The organism is Halobacillus sp. KGW1 (assembly GCF_001592845.1).
Taxonomy (GTDB): domain Bacteria; phylum Bacillota; class Bacilli; order Bacillales; family Halobacillaceae; genus Halobacillus.
This window is the reverse complement of sequence record NZ_LSOC01000003.1, coordinates 855,810-878,719: the sequence shown is the minus strand read 5'-3', so window position 1 is coordinate 878,719 and position 22,910 is coordinate 855,810. Positions and strand designations below refer to the sequence as shown.

The following is a 22,910-nucleotide window of genomic DNA, read 5'->3' as shown; positions in this document are numbered from 1 at the left end:
TAGTAATCATCGTCTTATTTTTTGAAGGAGTCTTAGAATTTCAATGTAGAGCCATACGAGCGTTACGATCAAACCGAAGGCTCCGTACCATTCCATGTGCTTCGGCGCACCACGGTTGACTCCCTGCTCTATGAAATCGAAGTCGAGAACAAGGTTCAGTGCGGCAATCGCTACGATGAACAAACTGATTCCGATACCTACAGGTCCGCTGGAATGAAGATAGGGGACCGAGGCACCGAAGAAATTCATGATGAAATTGATCAAATAAACAATTAGGATTCCGAACGTCGCGGAAACGACCATCAGTCGGAAGTTGCGTGTCACTTTGATTATTCTTGTGGCATAAAGGAACAACAGAGCTGCCATAACGGCGAAGGTGAGACTAACGGCTTGGATGACAATCCCCGAGTATGCTCCCTCGGCAAAGGCTGAAATACCGCCGATGAAGAAACCTTCCAATGCCGCATAGATCGGCCCTGTTACGGGTGCCGCTTTAGGAAAGAATGCTGTTATGATGGCGAACACCAATCCGCCGATCACTCCGATCATCATCATCATCGTTACGTCGACGCCTTGAGTATATTGGTACCATGTATAGAAAGCTGTTCCTAATAAGAAAAGGAATAAGAGTGCGATTTTCGCTACTGTACCCCCTAGGGTCATCGTCGCGCCCATCTCACCCCGGCGTTGAAACGTATCGTTCTTTAAAATGGGATTTCCACTGCGCATGTTCTTCCTCCTTTATACGATATATGAGATCGTTCCCTGCATCAATGAGCGTACCACTGATACAATTTCTTTGGTCTGCCGATCTTTTGATGACTGACGACCTGCTTGACCTTTCCTTCTTCCAGAAGGTGCATGAGATAACGATAAACCGTCGGATAGGCCAATCCGATCTCTTTGGAAATATAGTCGACCGGATACGGTTCTTTGTTTTTCTTGAGAAAATCGGAAATCGACTGCAGCGTACCGCGGCTGATACCTTTCGCGGTAAAGACATCCTCTTCGTCCTCTTGTACGAGCTTCATGTTGGCAATCTGGGCATGAAGCTTGATTCGTGAAATCAAATCAGGTGCTTTTACCGGTTTTAAGGCAAAATCCGTCGCTCCCTCTTCCAGGAATTTGTCTGCGATCTCCTGCCGTTCATCCACCGTCAATACAAGAATGGGTACCACCGAATTGTGTTTGCGGATCTCCCGTACGGTTTGAAGTCCGTCCATCTCCGGCATATGATAGTCTACCAGAATGACGTCATAGGAATTTTCCAGGAATTTAGCCACTCCCTGACGGCCGTTCTCTGCAGTATCCGATTCCCACTGGGCATGCCTGCAAAACTCTGTCAGCATATACCGCAGTGATTCATCATTATCCATGATCAATATTTTCATCTCGTACTCTCTCCTTCGGTAAATGAATCCAAAATGCTGTTCCTTCCCCTTGCTGGCTTTCAATAGAAAGGTCAGCGCCATGTTCCTGAACGACATTCTTCACAAAGGTCAGTCCGACGCCTGGGTGTGATTTGGTGCTGTATCCGGCATTCCATATTTTATTAATATTTGCCTGGCTGATCCCGTGCCCATTGTCTTTGACACCGATCTGGATGTTACTACCGGATACCTTAGTGGCGATAATGACTTTGGCGTCCTGCTTCCCGGCGACGGCATCGCTTGCGTTATCTATCAAGTTCACCAGCGCTCGCGTCATTCGTATCTTGTTAATGTAAATTTCAATCGTTTCTTTCGCTTCTAATTCAAATTGATAGATCGGTTCATCCGATAATTTATTGGCTCGGACGTATTCGATGAACGTCTTCAAAGAGCACCAATTCTTCTTCTCATGATAGAGGATTTCCGAGACCATATCACTGGTAGATTGAATGGAGGCGGAAATCTTCTGTGTGTACTGCCGAATGTCCTCATCCTGCGTTTTCATCTGGATGAGAGAATTTAAGCCTTCCATTAAGGATAAAGGTGTTTTCAAGTCATGCACTAGGTGCAGAGCTTCCCGTCCTGATCTTGATTCCACCATGTCGAGGCGGGCGATATCGAGATCCTGCCTCATTTTTGTCCGCTGTTCTGAGACGATCAAATAAACGCCCAGAACCGTCGCATTGGTAACAAAAACAAGGAAGAAAACGAGGCTGTAGAAATTAAGTGTCGTTCCGAACCCGAGTGCTTCCGCTGCTGCCTTCACCTGAAGGGAAATCTCCCCGCCGCCGAATCCGAAAGCGGTCAGGAACAGAACCATATCAAGCCACTGGGCTCCGAACAGCAGTTGAATGAACAAAATCGATTTGAACAGCGGCCGCAGCCTTCCTTTTCCAAGAAAGTGGAGTATGGAAATGGAGACAAGTAGAAAAAGAGCCGGTCCGCCAAAATAATAGTTTATGGAATTATACCCGTTGATGACAGCATAGACAAGAGGAATGATAAGAAGCGGGATGACTACTTTCAGCCACGGGCGCTGTAACTTATCCCCGAGCTCATCTCCAAGCAGTAAGGCTCCAAGGTAATGAGGAAGAGCCCTGATGGTATTTAATAAGACGAGTCCGAAGGCGGCGAGCATTAAGGTACTTCCGGAAGGCGTCTCATCCAAATCCTCAAGGACGGATGCGAGCCCGGATCGTTCGACCGTGAGCCAGAGCGGCATCGTTGCACCGATGAGGATGAGAGCGACCTGCAGCCAGATGCTCTTCGAGTGTATGACTTCTTTGAACATGATATCCCCCTAATCATCGTATATCTTTCTCTACATTTTAATACAGGTTACTGCTTTTTACGATCTTTTTTCCAATAAAGGGCAGAAGGGAAGAGATTTTGAAGATCGGTCCTACCAATCTTCTGCAGGCATAGTATAATGGATTCAAAAAAAGAGGATGAAAGGTGAACGACACTTATGATTGTGATCATCGACAACTATGATTCTTTTACTTATAATTTAGCCCAATATTTTCAAACAATGGAGGAGGATGTCCGCGTCTTCCGCAATGATGAAGTGACAGCGGAAGAGGTACAGCAACTGGACCCTACACTAATTGTGCTGGCGCCAGGTCCTGGAAATCCGGGAGAAACAGGTGTAGCCAAGGAAGTTCTTACCCTTTGCAGCAGAACCATTCCCATTCTCGGCATCTGCCTTGGGCATCAGCTGATTGTGGAGCATTTTGGAGGGGTGATTGAAAAGGGAGAGCAGCCCGTACACGGGAAAGTGACGGAAATGACACATGACGGGCGCACGATTTTCCGTGATCTTCCGGAGCGGATCAAGGTGACCCGCTACCACTCCCTGAAAGCATCCACGAGCAGGCTGCCGCAAGTCTTTGAAATTAGTGCGGTCTCAGAGGATGAAGTAGTTATGGCTGTCCGGCACTGTGAACTGCCTGTTGAAGGGATCCAGTTCCATCCGGAATCGATTCTGACGGAGTTTGGGATGGAGATGCTTGAGCGTGCGTATCGTCAGGCGGTTGTTTTTAAACGTGCGTCCTTGGAAGTGGCCGGCATATGATCGAAGAAGGCTCCCTGTTGTTTGAGTTTGCGGACAAGGAAGGAAAGGTCACACCTCAATGGTTCCGGCATCCTCTTGAAGTTTTGACCGCAGCGAGTGTGGAAGAAGTCCAGCAGATCTTTGCACGAGTAGACGAGCTGCTTAATCAGGGGTACTACGTCGCTGGGTATGTTGCTTATGAGGCAGCTCCGGCCTTTGACGAGTCCTTTACTGTTCACACGGAGACAGATTGGCCCTTAGTCTGGTTCGGCGTCTATGATGGTCCTGTGGAAGACAGTGGCGATCAAGACAGGTGCGGTTCTTTCTCTGTCTCTGATTGGCAGCCGATCGGTGATTATGAGACATATAAAGAAGGGATAGGGAAGATCAAGGAAGGAATTGAGCGTGGAGATACCTATCAGGTGAACTATACGACCAGATTAAGAGCGGCGATTAAAGGGGAGGACTATGCTTTTTACCGTCAGCTAGTTGAAAATCAGCGCGCTAAATACAGTGCTTATCTGCATATGGGAGAACGACGCGTCCTGTCTGCGTCTCCGGAACTGTTCTTCCGGATTGACGGTTCGACTATCACGACAAAACCGATGAAGGGTACGGCTCCGAGGGGGAGAACTTATGAAGAGGATGAACAGAGGAAGAGGCAGTTGGTGGAATCAGAAAAGGAACGGTCGGAAAACTTGATGATCGTTGACCTGCTCCGGAACGACGTCGGCCGTATTGCCCGTCCTGGTTCGGTACGAGTGCCAAGATTGTTTGATGTGGAGACATATCCCACCGTTCATCAGATGACATCAACGATAGAAGCGGAGCTTCCTGACATCTGCCGCATGGGTGACATCTTTCAAGCGTTGTTCCCATGCGGGTCGATCACTGGTGCTCCTAAGGTTCGTACGATGGAGTATATTTCCCGGCTGGAATTGTCCCCGCGAGGCGTTTATTGTGGTGCGATCGGATATATGACACCAAAGAAAGAGGCTGTCTTTAACGTACCGATCCGAACGGTCATGTTGGAAGGGGATAAGGCCGTGTATGGTACAGGCGGCGGAGTGACGTGGGATTCAACGTCGGAGGGAGAGTATGAAGAACTTCATACGAAAGCGAGACTGCTGAAGGAAAATCGTCCTGAATTCCGGCTTTTGGAAACGATGCGCCTGGAGGATGGAAGGATGGATCTGCTTTCTTACCACCTTCAAAGATTGAGCCACTCAGCAGATTATTTTGATTTTCGTCTGGATGAATCTTCGGTGAAGAGCAAGCTGGAAGAGCAGATGCGCCTTCATCCGCATGGAGCATTTAAAGTCCGTTTACTAGTGGATAGAAACGGGGAGAGTACTGTAGAAGTACATTCTATTGACCCGCCTCATGGGCCTGTCGTCTGCGGTGTTGCCGATCAGGCGGTGGATGAGGATGATCCGTTTCTTTATCATAAGACGACTCACAGGACTGTTTACGAACAGCATCAGAAACCGGGGATGTTCGCCACTTTACTATGGAATTCCAGAGAGGAATTGACGGAATTTACGTTCGCTAATCTCGTTGTCAAGGATAAGGGGAAGTATTATACGCCTCCAGTCTCCAGTGGATTGCTTGCCGGGACATTCAGAGCAAAGCTGCTACATGAAGGAGTGATCAAGGAGAAAGTGCTGGAGAAACCATCCCTCTCCGGTTTTGAAGAAGTTTGGATGGTCAACAGCGTGCGTGGGTGGATTCGGGTGGATTTTGAATAGGATGATCATAGGTTAACAAAGGAGTTTGGGGTCATGAAACATATTGTTTTTTATGATGCACAGTGTCCATTCTGTTTCTATGTGAAGAAGACTTTCCGAGCATTCGATTGGCAGAATCGTATTAAATGGGTATCTGTTCAGGAAACGGAGAAAACAGACAGGTATCCTTATCTGGAAGGAAGACCTGTTCTGGAAGAGATTCATATGTTGACGAAAGAAGGAGAAATCGTTCAGGGGTTCCATACAATCCGCAAACTGCTGCTGGCCCTTCCGCTGTTCTCTGTTTTCGGTATACTGTTATCTCTACCCGGGATGAGCACCATCGGTTCCCCGCTCTACCGGTTCGTTTCCGATCATCGCCACCAATGGTTCGGACGCTATGATATCCCTAGATATGAATAAGCAGGTAAGGGAGCATCTTTCAAGGAGAATTCCATTCTTGAAAGATGCTTTTTTTTGTTCATAAAGTTTATTTTTCTTCTCTTAAAGGGATTAAAAGGGAGGTAATCTATGTTACATTTGTTATATCAAAATAATAACCGCGCGAGGAGTATGCATGATGAATACGGAGTACATGTATATCGGTGAGAAATTAATAAACGACCATGTCATGCTCTCAGACAAGGTGGAAGAGATTGGGAGATCGGAATTTCCGAGAGGGTATAACAAAACAGCTGCCTGGGAGAAACTGTTCGTTTATCTCGGAGAAGCGCTTCTGAATGGGAGCGGACAAGTAGACGACAAAGTGTTTCGTTGGGCGGAAGAGGCGGCGGAGAGGAAAGTGGAAGCCGGTATCTCGCTGGATCAATCACTTCAGACGATCGGATTTGTCCGCCGGGCCCTTTGGGAAGTTTTCGAAACCCAGATCGAAGGCAATCGGTTCTCCCCGAGTTCGATTCTTCAAGTATGTAAAGTTGTCAATCCGTTGATCGACAAGGTCGCCTTATACTTCAGTCAGGTATATTTAGAGAATATCCGGATAGAGACAGAAAAGAAAGAGACGCGTCTGGAAGAGTTATCTGTGCCGGTCGTACCGATTACAGAAGGAGTGGCTGTACTGCCATTAATCGGGGAAGTCGATACGATACGAGCGCAGTGGATGATGGAACACACACTTGATAAAAGTACCGTACTGGATTTGGATTTTCTTTTTATCGATGTGTCAGGAGTGCCGGTCATCGATACAGTGGTTGCTCATTATATCTATCAGGTCGTACATGCTCTCGAGCTTGTCGGCGTCCACGCAACATTGACAGGTCTGCGTCCGGAAACGGCAAAAGCGCTGGTGGATATGGGGATTGACTTTGCTCACGTCCATACTAAGGCTGGGCTGCACCAGGCTTTGGAGGAAATCGGAATGTACAGACATGTCTAGCAGTCTGCAACACCCTTAAATTGGAAAAGGGTGAAAGTTGTTTTATAATGAAAGGGCCGTTGGAACTGTTCCAACGGCCCTTGTCTTATCTTTTATTTAGAAGATGGTTCAGAAACTTTCACCAGTTGTTTACCAAGGTTTTTCCCTTCGAACAATCCGAAGAATGCATCAGGAAGATTCTCGAAACCGTCCACAATCGTCTCCTCATAGGTGAGCTTTCCTTCTTTCACCCATTTGGACAAGTATTCGAATCCTTCAGAGAAACGATCTGCATAGTCGCCTACAGTAAAGCCTTTAAGAAGCGCGCTGGATTTGATCAGGTGCATCTGGATGCGCGGACCTTGGTCGTTCGGTACGTTATAAGAAGCGATGGCACCACATTGAGAAATGCGGGCAAACTTATTAAGCAACGGATAAACCGCATCAGAAATGTCGGCACCTACGTTATCAAAGTAGATGTCTACACCGTTCGGGCATGCTTTCTCTAATGCTTCCGCAACGTTTTCTTTCTTATAATTGATAACTTCATCTGCGCCGAGCGTGTCTTTCACGTAGGCGAGTTTCTCATCAGATCCGGCGATTCCGACAACGTGGAGTCCTTGGATCTTACCAATTTGGACGACTGCGGAACCAACGGCACCGGCAGCTCCGGATACGACAAGTGTTTCGCCTTGTTTCGGCTGGCCGATATCCATGAGTCCGAAGTAAGCCGTCAATCCAGGCATACCTAGAATTCCAAGAGATGTTGTCACAGGCCCCAGGCTTGTATCTACTTTACGTACTTGATCGGCCTTGGCAATCACGTATTCCTTCCATGGAAGCATTCCAGTGATGACGTCGCCTTCTTTCAAAGCATCGCTTTCTGATTTTACGACTTCCGCAACCACGCCGCCTTCTAGTGGCTCGTTTAGTTGGAACGGCGCAACATAGGATTTCGTATCATTCATTCTGCCTCGCATGTATGGGTCTACAGATGCGTAGAGCAGCTTGACGAGTACTTCTCCATTCTGCGGGTCCGGTGTTTGTGTTTCGACCATTTTGAAATGTTCATGTGTTGGCACAGCTTCAGGTCTTTGAACTAATTGAATTTCACGATTCATCTTAACACTTCCTTTCATATTTTTAATGGTAACTCGTAATTTACCGAGAGGGAAATCATCCGCTCATATCAAAGGAAGTTGAACTATTAATTCTATTTTTACTTTTCACTGATCAAGGAGTGGGTCTATGAACTGGAGGGAAAAGGTGTCCTACATACAGGGGGAATCCTTCATCGTTATTGAATCCATTGTAAAGGAGGATCCGGAGGAATGGTTGGAGGTGTTGGAAGCTTTGTCCAAGGACGCTTCCATCTGGAGGTGTTCCTCCGTCCGTGTCCTCCTTTCTGCAATGAATGATACGGTAGAAACCCGGTTGAAGAACCTCGGATTTACCTTCTTGGAAGAAAAAATCTTCGTGCGTTTCGATTTGGATAAGCTGGGAAAGGAAATCTCTCTCTTTATCTTGAGGTCCATCCATGATGTCCCGCCGCACGTGTTTCAAAAGACATGGCAGAGAACGATGGCCGGCTCCCCCAATGCCCCTTCCACCATGTCGATGGAGGAACAGATGCGCAATGTCGCAAATGAACTCGGCCCAACTTACAGGGACAGCTGCCTGATCGCTTATGAGGAAGAGGAACCGATCGGTGTCCTCATGCCTCACCTTGAGCCGGGAAAAGAAGGGGAAGGCAGGTTCTTTTATTTCGGTCTCGTACCGGAGGAAAGAGGTAGGGAGAAAAGTCTGCCTTTGTATGTACAAGGGCTGCATCTATTAAAAGAACAGTTTGGAGCGTCTTATAGTGTGGGTTCGACAAGTGCTGGGAACATACCGATGAGAAAAGTGTTCCGTAAAGCAGGTGGAATCCAGACGGGAAGGAAATACGTTTATGAATGGAGAAAAAGGGGAGACGGTAAATGAAGCTGTACACCAATATTCAAGGAGAAGGCGATCCGCTTGTATTTCTGCACAGCGGTCTTCAGACAGGCAGTAGTGACTTCCAAAAGCATGCGGAGCACTTCAGTAAGTCCTTTAAGGTAATTAGACCTGATCTGCGGGGACACGGGAATTCATTCAGCGGTGATTTTACCAATTACTTCGAAGACGCAGGCGAGGATTTAAAGGAAACACTGGACGGACTCAAATTAGATTCGGTACATATAGCTGCCAGTTCGTTAGGATCTCTCGCAGCTCTCAGTTTTGCCTGCAAGTATCCGGAATGCGTAAAGAGCCTTACTATTTCCGGAATTCAAGCAGTAAAACCAAAGAAGTGGAGCGACATGCACCGTCAGGAGGTCGACCATCAACGGAAGCTCCTGCGGGAAGAAGCGTTTGTTCAATACTTTAATCAGCTCCATAATACGAATTGGCGGGAGCTGATCTATTTATCCAGGGAAGAGAACTGGTATCCCTTTTACTTAACGAAGGCTTTGCCGGGAATTGGAGTTCCGACGCTTTACCTTGCCGGAGAACAGAATGGACCGGAAGTGAAAGCAGCTCACCTCTTTTCCGGCTATGATCACATCCATACAGCTGTCCTCCCTTTTGCCGGGCACCTGGTCCATAACGACCAGCCGGAGTGGTATATAAATCTACTGGAACGTTTTCTCTCAGAATTCGAAGAGTACTAGAAGCATAAAAAAAGAGGAAGGTTGAATTCCTTCCTCTTTTTAGACTGCCTCGATATCCATTTCGTGGAATTGATCTAGACGGACTCGGATTCCTTCAGTTCTTCCAGCTCTTCTTTTGTAAAGGCCCGGGACCGCGTCAGGAAACGCTTGCCTTCTACACCCTCTAAGGAAAACATTCCGCCCCGGCCATCCACGACATCAATGATCAGCTGCGTATGCTTCCAATAATCGAACTGCTTCTTGTTCATGTAGAAGGGCGTATCATCAATGCTGCCGAGCAGCACATCCTGACTACCGATCAAAAGATCCCCTTCTTCATAACACATAGGAGAACTGCCGTCGCAGCATCCCCCGGATTGATGGAACATGACTGGTCCGTGCTTCGCTTTCAGCTTATTCAGCAGTTCATACGTCTCCGCTGTCGCTTTCACACGTTCCACCATGGTCATTCCTCCTTTGCTTCAGATTAAAAGAATCCAAGTTTCTTAGGGCTGTAGCTTACGAGCATATTCTTCGTCTGTTGGTAATGGCTCAGCATCATCTTATGGTTTTCCCGGCCGACTCCGGACATCTTATATCCACCGAATGCTGCGTGGGCAGGGTAGGAGTGATAGCAGTTCGTCCACACGCGTCCTGCTTCAATGCCACGACCGAAACGATAGGCGGTGTTCATATCACGGGTCCATACACCGGCTCCAAGGCCGTAAAGGGTGTCATTGGCAATGGCCATTGCTTCTTCTTTGTCTTTGAAGGTCGTTACGGATAACACAGGACCAAAAATCTCTTCCTGGAAGATGCGCATATTGTTGTTTCCTTTGAATATGGTCGGTTGGACATAATATCCTTCTTTGAAGTCGCCGCCGATGTCATTACGGGCTCCTCCGACAAGGCATTCTGCACCTTCATCTTTACCAATCTCCAGATAAGAGAGGATCTTTTCCAATTGTTCAGAAGATGCCTGGGCTCCCATCATTACTTCCGGATCGAGCGGGTTGCCTGTCTTGATCTCTTTCACCCGTTTGACAGCACGATCCATGAACTCGTCATAGATAGACTCCTGAATCAAGGCGCGGGAAGGACATGTACAGACTTCCCCCTGGTTTAATGCAAATAGCACCATTCCTTCTATTGTCTTATCAAGGAAGTCATCATCTTCCCTCATGACGTCCTCGAAGAAAATGTTCGGTGATTTTCCGCCAAGCTCGAGGGTTACCGGGATAATGTTTTGGGATGCATACTGCATGATCATCCGCCCGGTCGTCGTTTCACCAGTAAAGGCGACTTTGTTGACACGCGGACTCTGGGCGAGCGGCTTGCCTGCCTCCAGTCCGAAGCCGTTTACGACATTCAATACACCAGCCGGCAGCAGGTCTTCAATCATTTCCAGCAGGTAAAGGATAGAAGAAGGCGTCTGCTCCGCCGGCTTCAGAACGATAGCATTCCCGGCAGCAAGTGCAGGTGCAATTTTCCAAACCGCCATTAGAATCGGGAAGTTCCAAGGAATGATCTGCCCGACGACTCCAAGCGGCTCTTGGAAATGGTAAGCGATCGTATCTTCATCAATTTCGCCGATGGTTCCTTCTTGAGAGCGGATAACAGAAGCGAAGTAGCGGAAGTGATCTACAGCAAGAGGAATATCAGCATTCAGCGTTTCCCGAACCGCCTTCCCATTTTCCCATGTTTCTGCGACGGCGAGCTTTTCAAGGTTCTCTTCCATACGATCGGCAATCCTGTTCAGGATGAGCGACCGTTCGGTCACAGATGTCCGCCCCCAGGCATCTTTCGCCTTATGAGCGGCATCCAGTGCAAGTTCTATGTCCTCTTCTGTCGACCTAGCTACTTGGCAGAAGGATTTGCCGGTCACCGGTGTGACGTTTTCGAAGTATTGCCCTTTAACGGGTGCCGTCCATTCTCCTCCGATAAAGTTATCATAGCGTTCTTTGAATTGTACCGGAGAGCCTTCTGTGTTCGGAAATGCATAGACCATTTTCATTCATCCTCCCGATTCTAATTTAATGCAAACGCTTGCAAATTAAGTTATGTAATTACTCAGGTGCTTTCCTTGAACGTATCATTTTATCAGAAAATTGTCAATTTTAAGCAGATGGGGGAGAATATTTTGATACGAACGACTGCTTATCCCTGTTATAATGAGAATAGGTTTATAAAGGAGAGGGTAAGATGACGACTACAAACAGAATTTTACTCGTCGACGGAATGGCACTCTTATTCCGGGCTTTCTATGCGACAGCGATGAGTAATTACTATATGATCAACAGCAAAGGTACCCCTACGAATGCTGTATATGGGATGATGAAGCATTTGTTCCGTGCGATCGACACGTATCAGCCGACACACGTCGTGTGCTGTTGGGACATGGGCAGTAAAACGTTCCGTAACGATTTGTATCCAGAATATAAAGCGAACCGCGGAGGACCACCGGAAGAGTTGATTCCACAATTCGACCTTGCGAAGGAAGTAGTGGCTTCGCTGGATATTCCGAACATTGGACAGGTCGGTTATGAAGCGGATGATTGCATGGGGACGCTCAGCCGTGTGTACAGCGAGCATTCCCAAGTTTTCCTGCTCACAGGGGACCAGGATCTTCTTCAATTGCTTCGACCGAATGTAAGTGTCGTGCTGCTTCAGAAGGGGTACGGCAATTATGCGGAATATCATGAAGACTCCTTCTTAGAGGAGAAGGGGATTACCCCCGCACAGATGATCGATTTGAAAGCGTTGATGGGAGATACGAGCGATAATTATCCAGGCGTTAAGGGAATAGGGGAGAAGACGGCTTTGAAGCTGCTGCTCCAATATGAAACCATCGAGGGAATCCTTGAGAATATCGAGGCTCTTACAAAAGGACAAAAGACGAAAATTGAACAGAATCTCGATATGCTTCATCTGTCGCGGAAGCTCGCAGCCATCCATTGTGAAGCGGACGTGGATTGTTCGTTAGATGATGCTTTGTTCTACATTGATGATGGTAAGATGAAAGCGAAGTTTGAGGAGCTGGAGTTTAAAAACTGGGAGAAGAACATCGTCGGTGTATAAAAAAACGGAAGCTTTTGCTTCCGTTTTTTTTTATACAAGGTCAGCTTTTTGCGTAAGTTTGTAGTTGTTGGCTTCTTTATAGTACGTTGCCGCTTTTTTGTACATTCGTTTTTGATAATACAGGTTCGCCAGCATTTCCACTGCTTCCTTGTAGTCCTTGTATTCGTTCAGCCTGCGAAAATCAGGGATGATTTCGTTTTCTAATTTATCGATGAAAGCATCGTCACGGGTCTTTCCGTGGATGCGGTTCTTCAATATATAAAACTTATGTTGGAATTTAAGAAGTCCATCTTTCTCGGATTCTATTTCCCCATCTCTGATGTATTGCTTACACAAGTCCATATCTCCGGATTGGTAGCTGGTAAGCGCAAGGAGATAGATGGTACCTGATATGAAGTCCCTTTCTTCTGTAGGGATTTCATAAGCTTTGTTTAAATATTCAAAGGCCAGGTCATATTTCTCTTGGTAGATGTAGTTGGTACCGAGGTTGTGATAGATGCGCCTTCGTTCCACGGGGGGAAGATGATATTTTGCCACTTTTAAAACTTTGTGTAGAAATTCTTCTGCAATTTCCAATACTCCCAGGGAATTGTAGTTGATGGCGATGATGATGTAATTATCCACCATTCGTGAATAATGGAGACTGGACTTGTATTCTTCCAAGGCTAGAAAAGCATAGTAAGTGGATTCTACATAGGACCTTGTTTTAGAGTAGGTTAGCGCAAGATGGTAATAAACTTCTCCTTCTTTCCAAGGAAGGGTAGACATTAACCGCTTTGATTCACGGAAATGCCGAAGTGCTTCACGTAATTCTCCTTGAAGGAGGTAATGAATACCGACAGTTTTGTAGAAGAAAAATCTGTATTCACTGGAAGCATCCTGCACGATATCTTTCAATTCTTTAAGCGTTTGTTCAGGAATCGGGTTTCCAGTCATCGTCATTTCATGCCTTACCAGAATGACGTTGAAAAGGTTGACCAGCAGAATGTTCTTATTGTCCTCAAGGGAGATTCTGCACTTCTCCTTCATCTTCTTCATTAGTGGAAAGTCCCTCATCTGTGCTGCTTCGTGCCATTCAAGAAGATCCTGATATATACGTTCATCGAAGTCTTGGTTAATATCGGTCAGTTTGATGTTCAAACGTTGTCCTAATAAACGATAGATCTCGTCACTGGCGTTTATTGTGTTGTGTTCAATTTTACTTAAGTAGGATACTGAGCAAATTCCAGAAGCTAATTCTTCCAATGTCATATTCTTAAATTTGCGATGTTGTTTAATCAACGTACCTTTCATGTTCACAACTCCCTTTTGGCCGCCAAGTATACACATTATAACAAAAAAAACCTCTATGCAAATCATTTCCGAGTGTGTAGGTTGGTTTTTGGATTTGGGAGCACGAGAAAAACCCAGCCGGAAGAAGGCTGGGTTGTCCTTTTTTTATAGAGATTTTAATGCATCTTCAATCTGGGTGTCTCCCTCGATCATTTCAAAAGTTTTGTGATAGGCCTGTGGCTCTTGCAGGGCTGCAATCATTGTTTTCGCGACATCTTCACGGGATATCGTGCCGCTCTCTAATTTATCTCCTACCTTAATCTTACTTGTACCGGACTCATGAGTTAAGCCGCCTGGACGGACAATGGTGTAATCGAGTTCCGTCGTCTTCAGGTATTCGTCTGCTTCGCCCTTCATTTTCATATAGAATTCCAATTCTTTCGGACCGCGTTCCGGCTCACCGGCCGCCATTCCTGAAAGCATAATGAATTTTTTAATGCCGAGTTTTTCCGTCGCTTTCGCCAGGTTGACGGCACCATCCCGGTCGACTGCTTCCGTCTGATCATCGCCTGTTTTGGAACCGGAACCGGCTGCGAACATGACGGCATCCATTCCTTTAACGGCATGCCCGACATCAGAACGCGTCACATCGCCAAGGACAGGGATACCGCCCAGCTCTTCCACTATCGCTTTCTGCTCTTCTTTACGAATCAGTCCGTAAGGTTCGTGGCCGGCTTCTTTTAAATATTGGATGAGAAGACGACCTGTATGACCGTTTGCTCCTGCAACTAGTACTTTCATGTGAAAATCACGACTCCTTTTATGGTTATTCAAGACTACTCTTTATGTAGCCGGAACGGAAAAGGGTTAAACATGGGAGTCGGGGAAGCATAATTCCTGGTAATTACAATGGGCGCAGATACGCGGATTATCCTGCATTGGAAACTGCTGCAGAGGAAGGGGAGCATTCTTTTCCGGATCCTCCAAATAACGCTGCATCTCTTTCATGCTTACTTGATAGAGGTTTTGGACATTGATTAAATCCTGTTCGGTCAGTTGGTGCTCCACATACGTACCCTCCACAAGGTATTCATTTCGTATGATGATGTCATCAAGGGATTCGATGTCATACTTCTGCTTCAGGTAGAGTGCATACAGGGCGAGCTGATTCCGGTCTTCTTCTGACGATTTACCTGTTTTCCAATCGACGATAATCCATTTGTTTTCGGATGTATCCTTATAGACCAGGTCCATGACGACGAATATTTTGACGCCGTCGCTCTTCATGAACCGGAACGTTTCTGCATCAATGAACTCCATACGATCTTTCTTCAGCACGTCGGCGAATGTCTGGCTTGCGTAGAAATTCTTCACTGTATTTTGAAGACGGCCGGTAATTTTCTTCACTTTTTGTTCCGGGAGCTTTTGCTGTTGGCTGTAATAGATTTCATGAAGCATGGTAAAGTGCTTCGGACGATTCATCCATAAATGCTCTTTCTTAATGGATTCGATAAAACCTCTATTCAAGTGATGACGCACTTCTTCTGTAAAAGCTTCCTCGGATTGGAATGTTCCTTCTTTACGGACTTGTTGGATAGTCTGGTAGATCAGATCGTGGACAACGCTTCCGAAATGCATTTCCAAGTTCGTTATTTTCTTTAACCGATAAGCTTGTTTCGCCAAACTGTCAGACTGGCTTAACCAGCCGTTGTGGGAAGCGTAATAGTCATAGGCGTACTTTCTTAAACATTGAAGCATCGTTTTATGTCTGGATATGGACCAGGATAATTCCGGGTAAGGCTTCACTTCAAACATCGTCTAACCATCCTTCTTCATCTGATAAGGAGCTCAGAACAACTTCATCCTGGATCTGGTAGGTGTTAAGTGAAACCTTGCCATGGATGACCGTCATTCCTTCTGCTTCAAGTTTGAGCTGCTGAAGGTGAGCGCGCTCTTCTCCTGAGAGCACAATTTCTCCGTTTCTATTTACGACTCGATGCCAAGGCAGGCTGTATTTATCACTCATCGCATGGAGAATGCGCGATACTTGTCTGGCTGCTCTCCGGTTTCCTGCAAGGCGCGCCACCTGTCCGTAAGTCGAGACCGACCCTTCTGGTATCTTTTGAATAATTGCCAGGACTTTCTCGGTAAAAGGTTTCAATGAAGAATCTCCTTTTCTAGCTTTTTCACCTTCTATCCTAACAAAAAGGCGGGGGAGGGGGAATCCATTCCGTTAGCAGAGCGTTCTTACAATTTGATACAATTAGGAAATAGGAAAAGAAGAGAGGGGTAGGCACGTCTATGAGTGTACCGAAAGTGTTAAGTATCGCCGGCTCAGCAGCTCAAGGGAGCGCGGGCATACAAGCTGATTTAAAAACCTTTGAGGAGTTCGATGTCTATGGCATGAGCGCTGTAACGGCCATAGTCGCAAATAATAGTACAACAAAGCAGGGGATTTTCACACAGCCTTTAGAAGCAGTGGAGGCTCAGATCCATGCTTCTTTGGAACATGTTGGCGTCGATGCTCTTAAGACAGGGATGTTATTCACGGAAGACATTATTGATCTGACAGCAAGACTTATAAAAGAAGCGAATGTGTCGAACGTCGTCGTCGACCCTGTCATGATCGGAAAGATGGGTTCCCAGCTGCTAAAGGATGAAGCTATCGCAGCGCTTGTGGAGAAGTTGATTCCGCAGGCTGCCATTATCACTCCGAACCTTCAGGAGGGCGCCCGTTTGGTGAATAGCCCTGTCCCTGAGAACCCAGACGATATGAAGATGATGGCGAGGGACCTCTATCAATTAGGCGCTTCTTACGTCCTTCTTAAAGGCGGTGCTTTGGAAGGACATCCAGCTGTCGATATCTTATATGATGGTACGAGCATCACGGAGCTTGAGTCGGAACGAGTCCAGACCATCCATACGAGTGGAGCCGGCTGTACCTATTCCGCAGCGATTGCAGCTGAATTAGCGAAAGGCAGTTCTGTAGAGGATGCGGTCCGCCGTGCGAAATCGTTTGTGACAACAGCGATTCGTTATGCATTATCCTTCGACCGCGGCATCGGTTCGACCTTTCACGCTGCCCATCGATTAAAAAAAGATTAAAAAAATCCCCGCCCTGTGTTTGATGACAGGGCGGGGATTTTCATTATCCGTTAATACGATCGTACTTATCAATCTGCTTCTTACGTTCAACATCCCAACGATTTTCCGGATGCTCCTTGCATTCTGCTGTACATGCGGCATGGTGTTTCTCTTCACAGTCTTGACAGCAGACGTACTGACGGTTACATACCGGATTACTGCAGTTGATCATGCGGTCTTCTGCTTTTCCGCAATGCTCGCAAGTTGCAATGACTTTTTCTTCAACCTGGTTGATCGGAACAGAGATGCGCTCATCAAAGACATACATCTTACCGTCGAACAATTCACCTTTGACTTCCGGATCTTTTCCGTAAGTCGTGATTCCGCCTTCCAGTTGATAGACGTCCTCTACACCATTCTTCTTAAGGATTCCTGTCAATTTCTCACAGCGGATTCCTCCGGTGCAATACGTAAGGACTTTCTTATCCTTCCATTGATCTGCATTCTCAGCAATCCATTCCGGAAATTCGCGTGATGTCTCTACATCCGGGCGGATGGCGTTACGAAAGTGTCCAATTCGGTATTCGTACTCGTTTCGACCATCGATGACGATGGTGTTCTCGTCCTTCAAATATTCGTTGAATTCTTTCGGCTTCAAGTGTTTGCCGCCGAAAGTCTTCGGATCGATATCGTCATCATCGATGCTCCAGTTGACGAGCTCCGGTTTGACGCGGCAGTGCATTTTCTTGAATGCATGTCCGTCGTGCTCATCGATTTTGAAGTGAATATCAGCAAAACGCTCATCGGAGCGCACATAGTCCATATATTCTTCCACTTGTTCGACTGTTCCGGAAACCGTACCGTTTATTCCCTCGTGGGATACGATAATACGTCCTTTCAGCCCAAGATCCTTACAGAATTTCAAGTGGTTTTTGCAATATTCTTCATAGTCAGGAAGGTCGACATACTTATAATACAGCAGAACTCGATAATCTTTTGAGCTCATATATGATTCCTCCTAAATGTAAATCTATAAACTAAAACTCATTAATAACAGAAATGTCCATACTCCATCATATTAAATTACGTTTAAAAAATCAAATGTCACTTGTTTGAACTTTTTCCATCGCTTTCTTTTTCTTTGCGTAAAGAAGGAAGGTGGAGAAAGACAAGGTCATTAGAAAGACAAGCATGCCGAAGGGCAGGTCGAAGTCTTCTTTTCCATAAGGGGCATGACGCATCTCGAGCAGAATTCCGGCAAGGACTGATCCTGTAGCACTTCCAATGAAATGAACCTGCTGTTTTAAGCCGATTCCTGCACCGATCTGTTCTTTAGGAAGAATCTGCGATACTTCGTTCGTAGAACTGGACGATAGGCTGGAGAAACCGAAACTTGTGAACATGTAGGCGATCATGATCATAGAAGGGTGGAGGCCGGCGAGTAAGAAATAGGCCAATGCTGCTATGGAAAGCAGTAACTGGGATAAAATCAGCACACGGATATTCCCATAAGCATCAATCATCCTCCCGATGAATATGGCAGCAACTGCAGAGAGAATCGCACCGGGGAAAATAAAGAAACCAATAGCCGCAGCGCTTTGACCGTACACTTGCTCCAACATGACAGGCATAAGAAACAGAACTGCGAAATGTAAGGTGAACCCAAGAAAGCTCAATATCAATATTTTTCTGTACTGTGCATCAGCCAACAGCTCAGGTTGGATAAACGGTGTATCTGTTTTGTTGATACGAAGCCACAGGAGTGCTGCTGTGAGCAGTCCTCCCAGTAAATATCCTGTGCTGAAGCTCGATATATACAAGAGAAAGAACGTAGCACTGCTCCCGGATAAGAAGGCACCGATCCCGTCAAACCGCCCCTTGCCTGTCGTTTCCTTCGGCATGAGTCGGAAGAGCGCAGGCAGGACGCCCACAGCTAGAATAGTGACGATGAACAAATAGTTCCAATCCAGGTAATCCGTGACCACCCCCCCTATAACCGGCCCAAGGCCGAAGCCTAACGAAGTGGAGGAAGCAATTAAAGCATAGGCACTTCCGCGTCGGGATGCAGGAATATAGCGGCCGGCAAAGACCATGGATAAACCAGGAACTGCCGCAGCTCCGACTGCCTGACAAAGACGTGCAATCATCAGCCATAAGTAACTTTCAGCGAAGAAACCTAGAATGGAAGCGAAGCTGAAGATAGTAATTCCGATAGTCAGCAGCTTACGAATCGGCAGGTAATCGGACAGTCTCGTGAAGGTAATAGTGAAGATAGACAGAACAATTGAATATCCTGAGACGATCCAAGCTCCCTCGGATGGCAGCAAAGTAAATTCACGCAATATATTTGGTAAGGCGATGTTGAACATCGTTGTATTCATAACCACAATCAGCACGGCTGCACTAAGGACAAAAACCGTACGGAAATGAGATTGGGAGGGACGAGATAGAGTTTCCATGTTGATGACCTCCCTCATCGTTTATTAATGAAAGAAAAGTCCCTGTAATACCCGACATACTATACCACACGGGTGGATCAGGAGAGAAATAAGACGCTCGCGCTATTTTCGTCTTCTCTTCAAAGCCTATTGTGCTATAAGATGTGTGGACCCTGAACAGCCAAAAACAACGCCCGTCCTTTATAAGGATGGGCGTTGTTTTTAATGAAGAACTGCTCCAAGCGTCTGTTCAAAATGTTTCAGAGCAAAGTTGTGTCCGACGTTGTTAAAGCTTGCGACTCCTTGTTGATGAATGTGGATGTCATATCCGTAGTTGTAAGCATCCATTGCTGTATGAAGTACACAGATATCGGTGCAGACTCCGACCAGATGGAGTTCTTGTATTCCACGTGCCCTCAGCTGCATGTCTAAGTCCGTTCCGGCAAAAGCACTGTACCTCGTTTTGTCCATCCAATAGGTAAATGGAGAAGCTTTGGCCGATTCGTATACCTCGGCTAAGCGCCCGTAAAGTTCCCGGCCTTTCGTTCCGCGGATATTATGCGGCGGGAAAAGCTTTGTTTCCGGGTGATAGATGTCATCCTTTTCATGCAGATCGACACCGAAGATGACGAACTCTTTCTTCTCCAGAAAGGACGTGGTCAAATCCGTGACATATCCCTCTATCTCCTGCCCGGGCTTTCCACATGTAAGGGCGCCGTTATCTGCTACAAAGTCGTTTGTATAATCGATGATAAGTAATGCACGATCCATACAATCCCTCCATATATCGTTTGACTCTATCATAGCAGAACAGGAGGGTTAATAGGTCGGCGCTTCCTTCATGGCATGTGATTTCTTCTTAACGACAACGGACATTACCGTACCACAGGCGATCAGGAGAGCGCTCGTCACAAAGAATACCATGGAGAATCCATAAGCTCCTGCGATCATACCACCCATTGCAGGGCCGATGATGTTTCCTAAAAAGCGCAGGCTGGTGTTGTAGCCTAACACTTCTCCCTGCATGGCGACAGGGGCTTCCTGACGGATGTACGCTGTGCGCACTGGTATGATGCCGCCGATGGATACTCCTAATAGGAAGCGAAGTACAACCAGCTGCCAGATATTCGTTACGAAAGCGGCGGGAAAATAAACAATACCCGCCATGAATAGGAGAGCAATCATAATTTTGATATACCCGACCCGATCGGCAATTCTTCCCCAGCGCTTAGCCATCAACAAGTTACCAAGACCTGCAGCGGAGAAGGCGATTCCTGAGAACAGAGCCAAATTCTCCGGTCCATGTAAATCACCTACAAATAAGGAAAGGATTGGCTGGATGCTGAAGTGAGCTACTTGAACAAATAAAGAGATAATCATGACCATCAGCAGGATCGGGTGCCTGACAATGTGCAGAATGACCTCTTTTGAGTTGTAGCTGGACTTCTCATCCTCGCTTTCCTGGACAACCCGCTGCTCCTTTATACCGAATAAGACGAGGAAAGCAGAGATCCCTACTGTAATCGATACGAACTGAAATGTTGTCGCGTACCCGATTGAATCGGCGATCCATCCCCCGAGCATCGGGCCAAGCAGACTGCCTGTTATGCTTCCTGTCTGCAGAGTACCGAGAACTTGGCCGGCAATATCCTTCGGTGTCTGCGTGGAAATCAGCGCCTGGGACATCGGGATGAACCCGGTGAATATACCCATAAACATCCGCAGCAGGAACAGCTGCCAGACGCTTGTGACGAAGCCCATCAGAAAAACCGAAACGGCCAGCCCGGAAGCTGATAGAATTAGGATTTTCTTTCTGCCGTATCTGTCCCCGATTTTCCCCCAGACAGGGGAGAAGAGGAAGGCGGTGACGAACGTGACACCGAAGACCCAGCCGGACCACGTCTGGACATAAGCATCCGTGAAATTTCCGAGTTCTTCTATATATAAAGAAAGGAAAGGTAATACCATTGTGATACTACCAGCAATGAAAAAGTTAGCAAACCACATAATCCATAGGTTTCTCTTCGCTTGCGTTTCATTAGTCAGGATAAATATCCCTTCTTCCTATTTATTTCGTTACCCTAAACATATATAGCACAGTTCCATTTCTACTTAAAGTCTTCTGCTTATCGTTTGTAAATGAAAATGATGTTAGCGGTTGCATAACCTGTATATACAAGTTATACTTGCAATAGAACATGTATATACAAGTTGTTTTTGGAAGCGTTTAATATTTGCGATTTTTGGAAACCGAAGTAGGGTACTAGTATGAATACGGTTATAAATACATCGCCTTCGGTTACCGACATTCTGTTTCGTAAGCGGTTTCTCGGTTTTTGGCATTGGTATTCCAAACTAGGGAGGTAACGGTATGAATTACAAAAAACAGGCAGAGCAGATTTTAGAGGCGATCGGTGGAAAGGAAAATCTCTCTGCAGCTACTCACTGTGTCACGCGTCTTCGGTTGGCCCTTCATGATGAGGGCATTGTCGATCATGAAAAATTGAACAATATTGACGCAGTCAAAGGGTCCTTTTCGACGAACGGTCAATTTCAAATTGTCGTTGGTCAAGGAACAGTGGAGAAAGTTTACAAAGAATTCATTGCTTTAGCAGGGGTGGGAGAAGCATCGAAGGAGGAAGTGAAGGAAGCGTCCAGTAAAAAGATGAATCCGCTGCAACGTGCCATCAAGACGCTGGCGGATATCTTCATTCCAATCCTACCGGCAATTGTAACAGCGGGTTTACTGCTCGGAATCAATAACATTCTGACAGCGACAGGAATCTTCTGGGATGACCAGTCCATCATCGATGTGTACCCGCAGTGGTCCGGCCTTGCAAACATGATCTTTATCATTGCGAATACGGCTTTCGCCTTTCTGCCGGGTCTCATTGGTTGGTCAGCTGTCAAGAAGTTCGGTGGGAGTCCCATCCTTGGTATTGTTATCGGTCTCGTGCTTGTTCACCCCGACCTCTTAAGTGCTTGGGCATACGGGGACGCTGTAACGGAAGGAAATGTCCCGACGTGGAACTTATTCGGGTGGGAAATCGACAAAATCGGTTATCAGGGACAAGTACTGCCGGTTTTGGCTGCCTCCTATCTATTGACGAAAATTGAATTATTCCTTAGAAAGCGGGTGGCAGACAGTATTCAGCTGCTTGTTGTCGGCCCTGTAGCACTATTAGTAACAGGTATCCTTACATTCATTATTATCGGGCCGGTAACGTTCGCCGTAGGGAATGCGATTACAGATGGTCTTGTTTCCATCTTTAACTCCTTTGCTTGGCTTGGCGGATTGATTTATGGTGGTTTATACGGAGTGCTCGTCATCACGGGGATGCACCATACATTCCTGGCTGTTGATATTCAGCTGGTAGGAAGTACAGAAGGGACATTCCTCTGGCCGATGCTCGCTCTATCTAATATTGCACAAGGGTCAGCTGCTTTTGCCATCTGGCTCGCTGCGAAAGATGATAAACTGAAGGGTCTTGGTGTGTCTTCCGGTATATCTGCTTGGCTTGGCGTTACAGAACCAGCTTTATTCGGAGTGAACTTACGATTTAAATATCCATTCGTTATCGCTATAGCATCCTCGGCAATTGCAGGTTTATATATTTCATCTCAAGGTGTATTGGCAAGCTCGATTGGTGTCGGAGGAGTGCCGGGTATCTTCTCCATCATCCCGGAGTATTGGGGAGACTTCCTCATTGGTATGGCAATCGTCATCGTGCTGCCGCTTGTCGGAACTTACTTGTATGCAAAACGGAAGCAAGACGTTTAAAAA

Annotated in this window: 23 protein-coding genes; 9 read left to right on the top strand and 14 right to left on the bottom strand. The window is 46.5% G+C overall.

The window, feature by feature from the left end; translation table 11 throughout:
* Window positions 1–6 precede the first annotated feature (6 nt).
* The 3 genes from AXG56_RS13365 to AXG56_RS13355 are packed head-to-tail and all read right to left on the bottom strand — an operon-like array spanning window position 7 to window position 2,721.
* Window positions 7–729: a Bax inhibitor-1/YccA family protein gene (locus AXG56_RS13365; RefSeq protein ID WP_008636852.1), complete on the bottom strand. Its 723-nt coding sequence runs from the start codon at window positions 727–729 to the stop codon at window positions 7–9.
* A 41-nt stretch (window positions 730–770) separates the two neighbouring features.
* A complete protein-coding gene (locus AXG56_RS13360; protein WP_008636853.1) occupies window positions 771–1,391 on the bottom strand; it encodes a response regulator in 621 nt (206 codons plus the stop codon).
* Entirely contained in the window at window positions 1,369–2,721 is a 1,353-nt protein-coding gene (locus AXG56_RS13355; RefSeq protein WP_026577777.1) for a HAMP domain-containing sensor histidine kinase, read from the bottom strand. The genes AXG56_RS13360 and AXG56_RS13355 overlap by 23 nt, the downstream gene beginning before the upstream one ends.
* A gap of 177 nt (window positions 2,722–2,898) precedes the next feature.
* Between AXG56_RS13355 and AXG56_RS13350 the strand changes: the two genes are divergently transcribed.
* The 4 genes from AXG56_RS13350 to AXG56_RS13335 all read left to right on the top strand — a co-directional run bounded on the left by AXG56_RS13350 (window position 2,899) and on the right by AXG56_RS13335 (window position 6,606).
* Window positions 2,899–3,504, top strand: a complete 606-nt coding sequence (locus AXG56_RS13350) for an aminodeoxychorismate/anthranilate synthase component II (protein WP_008636857.1) — start codon at window positions 2,899–2,901, stop codon at window positions 3,502–3,504.
* Window positions 3,501–5,231, top strand: a complete 1,731-nt coding sequence (gene pabB / locus AXG56_RS13345) for an aminodeoxychorismate synthase component I (protein WP_062514965.1) — start codon at window positions 3,501–3,503, stop codon at window positions 5,229–5,231. Before AXG56_RS13350 ends, pabB begins: the two co-directional genes overlap by 4 nt.
* A 33-nt stretch (window positions 5,232–5,264) precedes the next feature.
* Window positions 5,265–5,633, top strand: a complete 369-nt coding sequence (locus tag AXG56_RS13340) for a thiol-disulfide oxidoreductase DCC family protein (protein WP_008636859.1) — start codon at window positions 5,265–5,267, stop codon at window positions 5,631–5,633.
* 157 nt (window positions 5,634–5,790) lie between these two features.
* A complete protein-coding gene (locus AXG56_RS13335) occupies window positions 5,791–6,606 on the top strand; it encodes an STAS domain-containing protein (RefSeq protein WP_008636860.1) in 816 nt (271 codons plus the stop codon).
* 92 nt (window positions 6,607–6,698) lie between these two features.
* Here the strand turns inward: AXG56_RS13335 and AXG56_RS13330 are convergent, their stop codons facing one another.
* Entirely contained in the window at window positions 6,699–7,706 is a 1,008-nt protein-coding gene (locus tag AXG56_RS13330) for an NADP-dependent oxidoreductase (protein ID WP_008636861.1), read from the bottom strand.
* 127 nt (window positions 7,707–7,833) lie between these two features.
* Here AXG56_RS13330 and AXG56_RS13325 point away from each other — a divergent pair, with 127 nt between their 5' ends.
* On the top strand, window positions 7,834–8,565 hold the full coding sequence (locus AXG56_RS13325; protein WP_062514964.1) for a hypothetical protein: 732 nt from the start codon (window positions 7,834–7,836) through the stop codon (window positions 8,563–8,565).
* On the top strand, window positions 8,562–9,275 hold the full coding sequence (locus AXG56_RS13320) for an alpha/beta fold hydrolase (protein ID WP_008636864.1): 714 nt from the start codon (window positions 8,562–8,564) through the stop codon (window positions 9,273–9,275). Before AXG56_RS13325 ends, AXG56_RS13320 begins: the two co-directional genes overlap by 4 nt.
* Before the next feature lie 74 nt (window positions 9,276–9,349).
* Here AXG56_RS13320 and AXG56_RS13315 read toward each other — a convergent pair whose 3' ends face one another.
* Together AXG56_RS13315 and AXG56_RS13310 are read right to left on the bottom strand one after the other, a co-directional pair.
* Window positions 9,350–9,718: a DUF779 domain-containing protein gene (locus tag AXG56_RS13315; RefSeq protein ID WP_008636865.1), complete on the bottom strand. Its 369-nt coding sequence runs from the start codon at window positions 9,716–9,718 to the stop codon at window positions 9,350–9,352.
* A gap of 23 nt (window positions 9,719–9,741) precedes the next feature.
* Window positions 9,742–11,262 carry an aldehyde dehydrogenase family protein gene (locus AXG56_RS13310; RefSeq protein WP_062514963.1) on the bottom strand — a complete coding sequence of 507 codons (1,521 nt, stop codon included), beginning with the start codon at window positions 11,260–11,262 and terminating at the stop codon, window positions 9,742–9,744.
* A 194-nt stretch (window positions 11,263–11,456) separates the two neighbouring features.
* Here AXG56_RS13310 and AXG56_RS13305 point away from each other — a divergent pair, with 194 nt between their 5' ends.
* Window positions 11,457–12,332: a 5'-3' exonuclease H3TH domain-containing protein gene (locus AXG56_RS13305; protein WP_008639961.1), complete on the top strand. Its 876-nt coding sequence runs from the start codon at window positions 11,457–11,459 to the stop codon at window positions 12,330–12,332.
* 30 nt (window positions 12,333–12,362) lie between these two features.
* Here the strand turns inward: AXG56_RS13305 and AXG56_RS13300 are convergent, their stop codons facing one another.
* The 4 genes from AXG56_RS13300 to AXG56_RS13285 form a co-directional block, all read right to left on the bottom strand.
* The gene (locus AXG56_RS13300) at window positions 12,363–13,625 is read right to left on the bottom strand and encodes a tetratricopeptide repeat protein (RefSeq protein ID WP_008639959.1); all 1,263 of its coding nucleotides are present in this window, start codon (window positions 13,623–13,625) and stop codon (window positions 12,363–12,365) included.
* Window positions 13,626–13,769: 144 nt separating this feature from the next.
* Window positions 13,770–14,405, bottom strand: a complete 636-nt coding sequence (locus AXG56_RS13295; protein ID WP_008639956.1) for an SDR family oxidoreductase — start codon at window positions 14,403–14,405, stop codon at window positions 13,770–13,772.
* A 66-nt stretch (window positions 14,406–14,471) separates the two neighbouring features.
* Window positions 14,472–15,419 (bottom strand): PD-(D/E)XK nuclease family protein, encoded by a 948-nt coding sequence (locus AXG56_RS13290; protein WP_008639953.1) that lies wholly within the window; start codon window positions 15,417–15,419, stop codon window positions 14,472–14,474.
* Complete coding sequence (locus AXG56_RS13285; protein WP_008639952.1) at window positions 15,412–15,765, bottom strand: MGMT family protein; 354 nt, start codon at window positions 15,763–15,765, stop codon at window positions 15,412–15,414. Before AXG56_RS13285 ends, AXG56_RS13290 begins: the two co-directional genes overlap by 8 nt.
* Window positions 15,766–15,905: 140 nt before the next feature.
* Here AXG56_RS13285 and thiD point away from each other — a divergent pair, with 140 nt between their 5' ends.
* A complete protein-coding gene (gene thiD, locus AXG56_RS13280) occupies window positions 15,906–16,709 on the top strand; it encodes a bifunctional hydroxymethylpyrimidine kinase/phosphomethylpyrimidine kinase (RefSeq protein WP_062514961.1) in 804 nt (267 codons plus the stop codon).
* A 43-nt stretch (window positions 16,710–16,752) separates the two neighbouring features.
* Here thiD and AXG56_RS13275 read toward each other — a convergent pair whose 3' ends face one another.
* From AXG56_RS13275 to AXG56_RS13260, 4 genes are all read right to left on the bottom strand, one after another.
* Window positions 16,753–17,694: a rhodanese-related sulfurtransferase gene (locus tag AXG56_RS13275; protein WP_008639949.1), complete on the bottom strand. Its 942-nt coding sequence runs from the start codon at window positions 17,692–17,694 to the stop codon at window positions 16,753–16,755.
* 91 nt (window positions 17,695–17,785) lie between these two features.
* Window positions 17,786–19,147, bottom strand: a complete 1,362-nt coding sequence (locus tag AXG56_RS13270) for an MFS transporter (RefSeq protein WP_008639948.1) — start codon at window positions 19,145–19,147, stop codon at window positions 17,786–17,788.
* Window positions 19,148–19,348: 201 nt separating this feature from the next.
* Entirely contained in the window at window positions 19,349–19,897 is a 549-nt protein-coding gene (locus AXG56_RS13265) for a cysteine hydrolase family protein (protein WP_062514960.1), read from the bottom strand.
* 48 nt (window positions 19,898–19,945) lie between these two features.
* Entirely contained in the window at window positions 19,946–21,133 is a 1,188-nt protein-coding gene (locus AXG56_RS13260) for an MFS transporter (protein ID WP_008639946.1), read from the bottom strand.
* Window positions 21,134–21,497: 364 nt separating this feature from the next.
* On the opposite strand from AXG56_RS13260, the gene treP reads away from it, so the two are divergent.
* Window positions 21,498–22,907, top strand: coding sequence for a PTS system trehalose-specific EIIBC component (gene treP / locus AXG56_RS13255; RefSeq protein ID WP_026577790.1), 1,410 nt, complete (start codon window positions 21,498–21,500; stop codon window positions 22,905–22,907).
* Window positions 22,908–22,910 lie beyond the last annotated feature (3 nt).

Bases quoted from the DNA above. Each gene is read 5' to 3' on its own strand.
- AXG56_RS13365 (WP_008636852.1), bottom strand. From the start codon at position 729: ATGCGCAGTGGAAATCCCATTTTAAAGAACGATACGTTTCAACGCCGG.
- AXG56_RS13360 (WP_008636853.1), bottom strand. From the start codon at position 1,391: ATGAAAATATTGATCATGGATAATGATGAATCACTGCGGTATATGCTG.
- AXG56_RS13355 (WP_026577777.1), bottom strand. From the start codon at position 2,721: ATGTTCAAAGAAGTCATACACTCGAAGAGCATCTGGCTGCAGGTCGCT.
- AXG56_RS13350 (WP_008636857.1), top strand. From the start codon at position 2,899: ATGATTGTGATCATCGACAACTATGATTCTTTTACTTATAATTTAGCC.
- pabB (WP_062514965.1), top strand. From the start codon at position 3,501: ATGATCGAAGAAGGCTCCCTGTTGTTTGAGTTTGCGGACAAGGAAGGA.
- AXG56_RS13340 (WP_008636859.1), top strand. From the start codon at position 5,265: ATGAAACATATTGTTTTTTATGATGCACAGTGTCCATTCTGTTTCTAT.
- AXG56_RS13335 (WP_008636860.1), top strand. From the start codon at position 5,791: ATGAATACGGAGTACATGTATATCGGTGAGAAATTAATAAACGACCAT.
- AXG56_RS13330 (WP_008636861.1), bottom strand. From the start codon at position 7,706: ATGAATCGTGAAATTCAATTAGTTCAAAGACCTGAAGCTGTGCCAACA.
- AXG56_RS13325 (WP_062514964.1), top strand. From the start codon at position 7,834: ATGAACTGGAGGGAAAAGGTGTCCTACATACAGGGGGAATCCTTCATC.
- AXG56_RS13320 (WP_008636864.1), top strand. From the start codon at position 8,562: ATGAAGCTGTACACCAATATTCAAGGAGAAGGCGATCCGCTTGTATTT.
- AXG56_RS13315 (WP_008636865.1), bottom strand. From the start codon at position 9,718: ATGGTGGAACGTGTGAAAGCGACAGCGGAGACGTATGAACTGCTGAAT.
- AXG56_RS13310 (WP_062514963.1), bottom strand. From the start codon at position 11,262: ATGGTCTATGCATTTCCGAACACAGAAGGCTCTCCGGTACAATTCAAA.
- AXG56_RS13305 (WP_008639961.1), top strand. From the start codon at position 11,457: ATGACGACTACAAACAGAATTTTACTCGTCGACGGAATGGCACTCTTA.
- AXG56_RS13300 (WP_008639959.1), bottom strand. From the start codon at position 13,625: ATGAAAGGTACGTTGATTAAACAACATCGCAAATTTAAGAATATGACA.
- AXG56_RS13295 (WP_008639956.1), bottom strand. From the start codon at position 14,405: ATGAAAGTACTAGTTGCAGGAGCAAACGGTCATACAGGTCGTCTTCTC.
- AXG56_RS13290 (WP_008639953.1), bottom strand. From the start codon at position 15,419: ATGTTTGAAGTGAAGCCTTACCCGGAATTATCCTGGTCCATATCCAGA.
- thiD (WP_062514961.1), top strand. From the start codon at position 15,906: ATGAGTGTACCGAAAGTGTTAAGTATCGCCGGCTCAGCAGCTCAAGGG.
- AXG56_RS13275 (WP_008639949.1), bottom strand. From the start codon at position 17,694: ATGAGCTCAAAAGATTATCGAGTTCTGCTGTATTATAAGTATGTCGAC.
- AXG56_RS13270 (WP_008639948.1), bottom strand. From the start codon at position 19,147: ATGGAAACTCTATCTCGTCCCTCCCAATCTCATTTCCGTACGGTTTTT.
- AXG56_RS13265 (WP_062514960.1), bottom strand. From the start codon at position 19,897: ATGGATCGTGCATTACTTATCATCGATTATACAAACGACTTTGTAGCA.
- AXG56_RS13260 (WP_008639946.1), bottom strand. From the start codon at position 21,133: ATGTGGTTTGCTAACTTTTTCATTGCTGGTAGTATCACAATGGTATTA.
- treP (WP_026577790.1), top strand. From the start codon at position 21,498: ATGAATTACAAAAAACAGGCAGAGCAGATTTTAGAGGCGATCGGTGGA.